The organism is Mycoplasma todarodis (assembly GCF_004335995.1).
GTDB classification, from domain to species: Bacteria; Bacillota_I; Bacilli_A; order Mycoplasmatales; family Metamycoplasmataceae; genus Mycoplasma_K; species Mycoplasma_K todarodis.
The window spans coordinates 1-2,751 of the sequence record NZ_PSZP01000067.1; the positions used below are offsets into that span (position 1 = coordinate 1).

Genomic DNA, 2,751 nt, shown 5'->3' on the forward strand with positions numbered 1-2,751 from the left:
TCTATTGAAACGGTACGTCACAGACAAACCAATGAAGAATCTGCTATTCAGTTTTGAAAGAACTAGAAACAAATGACCTATAAAGGTCCTTTTTTTTCGTCTTTTTAAGGCCGTTTAAGTAAATGGGTGGTTTGTATATGGTTATTATAAAGAAAGTTCTTAAAAAGGTTCTAATTAATAAATATTACACCAAAGATAAACTCTTCAAGGTTGTTTGAATCAAAAAGCATATTAGTTATATAAATCAATAGTTGCATTTAGGTTTAATAAAAGTTTAAATACCAAAAAACGATTGTTAAATACACAAAATATTATGTTAACTTTTCCTAACATATAATTTATTTTAAAACTGAAAATTTGATGGCGACAAAGGAGGAAATATATTGCTAAAGACAATTCTTTGAGTGCTGGGTCAAAAAAATGTTATTAATATATTTTGTGTAGTTTTTTTTAAGTTGTAAAAAAAAGTGATAATCAATAATAGCCACTAATTATGCATATATTAGCAAGTAATTAGTGTATTTTTTTTGTGCTAAAATGAGAGTATTGAATTGAAACAATCTATTCAATACGGGAGAAATATGAATAAAAAAAATAAAAAAATCGCCATAAATACCATAGGTGCTATTTCTGTTGTAGCGTCAACTGCAACAGCTGCAACTTATGTTAAAGCAAATGAAAACAACGAAATCAACAAAACAAAGTTGGAAAAATACCAAATACAATTAAATGAAATTAAAAAAATAAATTTAAGCCAAAATCAAAGTGTAAATCCTTATTACGATCATAGCCTCGATCGTCCTATTACAAACCCTGGTTGATCAATAACTCCAAATATGACTATTGTTCAAAGAATAAGGGAATTATTAACTGTAAAACTTCAAGGTTCAAAATCTCAAAGTCAATTTTTTAGTGAGGTAATTCAAAACCCTGGTGCCTGAATAAGACAGAACATCACACACGGTAGAACTATTTCTGAATTTCTAAAAAATGATCCAACTATTTGAAATGCAATTAAAAGTACAAATGAAATTAGGAGAGCTCAAAACAGTCGTAGACTTCTTGATGCAAATATTAGTATAAATGTTTACGGACTTAAAGCTAGTATAGAAAACGGTAAATTAAAAATAGGGTTCAGTTTTAAAATTCAATACCTATGAAAATCACCTGTACCAGGTCAAAAAGGTTCGTATTACAATCATGTTATAGTAGGTATAGCGGATCGTAATGATGGTTATGTGAGTTATAAACAAACAAATAGGAATAATTCAGCCCAAAACAACTGAGCTGAAAACCATAGAAGAATCACTAACGCTCTTAACAGTATGCGTTTTAATCAAAATGGTAAAAAGCTTTCTGAAATAAAAAAATATTAGGATTTCAAATACCATCATTAGTCGGAGGTGGAAAAATTGATGATATTAGAGTTAGTGTTGTTGGGGGTACATTAATGGTTAGGGTATCTGCCACAACACCAGGTGCTAACCCTTCAGCTGATCTAGTTTCACATTCTGTTAACGGACTTACTGATGCGGCAATTGATGCACGAAAAATAAATAAATCTTTAATTAAAAAAGCACGTCAAGCCCAAAACAACTGAGCTGAAAACCATAGAAGAATCACTAACGCTCTTAACAGTATGCGTTTTAATCAAAATGGTAAAAAGCTTTCTGAAATAAAAAACCGCCATTAGTCGGAGGTGGAAAAATTGATGATATTCAAGTTACCGTTAATGGAAATACATTAACGGTAATTGTGAAAGCTACAACACCAGGTGCTAATCCTCCTAGAGATACGATTAGGCACGCTATTGGTGGGCTTGTTTCTGATTCACAAATTGATGCACAAAAAAGAAATAAAGCTACAACTATCGCAAATCAGACGAGAGATGGAATTGCTCAAATGATAAAAACAGCCTTTGGTAAAGCGCATATAAACCAAGGTGAGTTTTACTTATCTGAAATTGCTAAACATATTACAAATAAAAATTCTTTAGAAAGGGTTTTAGGGGTTACTATGCCAAGTTGAAATGGTAGTACAACTATAAAATCTATTTCAGCAACAGCTGATAAATATGGTAACCTGATAGCGACTGTTGTTATAAATACACCAGGTGCCAATCCTTTTACAAAAGCAATCAGAATACCTGCAAAAGGTTTATCTGATGCTGAGGTTGATCGTATAAAAATAAAAAGAAAAATAGAGTCAACGCTTGCCAACGCTAGAATTAGAAATCAAGGAAATGAAAAGTTATCTGAGATTGCTAATAAAATCAACAATGGAAAAGATACATTAAACACACTTAAACAACTTGGGATTGCATTGCCTACTTTTAGTGAATTAAACACAAATAAATTACGGTTATCTAGACCGCATGCATCTGTAAGAGGTGGGAAACTTCACATAGAATTAGTTTTAACTACTCCTGTAAAAGGTAAGAGTTCCATTACAGATACATTTGAACAAGATATACCAGGTGGTAAATCAGATTCACAAATTGATGCACAAAACAAAAATGCATTAAGAGATAAAAATGTAAGAGCAATAGAAGGGATATTAGCTGGAATTAAATTACAAGAAAGAAAAAAAGTTATTGCTGCTGAAATAGCTAAATCTTTCAACGCAACACCAAAAGATCAAAAGATTTGAGCACTTAAATATTTAACTGGTAAAGATTTAACACAAGGACATAAAGGAACTGATATTACTGATATAACACTTGTAGCAGATAGCCAAGGTAATATTAAAGTT

At 31.0% G+C, this 2,751-nt stretch carries 3 protein-coding genes; all 3 read left to right on the top strand.

Features of this window, described 5'->3' with window-relative positions:
• Window positions 1–581: 581 nt before the first annotated feature.
• Entirely contained in the window at window positions 582–1,376 is a 795-nt protein-coding gene (locus C4B25_RS04590) for a hypothetical protein (RefSeq protein WP_131613975.1), read from the top strand.
• Window positions 1,377–1,450: 74 nt separating this feature from the next.
• Window positions 1,451–1,693 carry a hypothetical protein gene (locus C4B25_RS04595; RefSeq protein ID WP_131613977.1) on the top strand — a complete coding sequence of 81 codons (243 nt, stop codon included), beginning with the start codon at window positions 1,451–1,453 and terminating at the stop codon, window positions 1,691–1,693.
• A gap of 62 nt (window positions 1,694–1,755) precedes the next feature.
• A partial coding sequence (locus C4B25_RS04600; RefSeq protein WP_131613979.1) for a hypothetical protein occupies window positions 1,756–2,751 on the top strand: 996 nt, incomplete at its 3' end.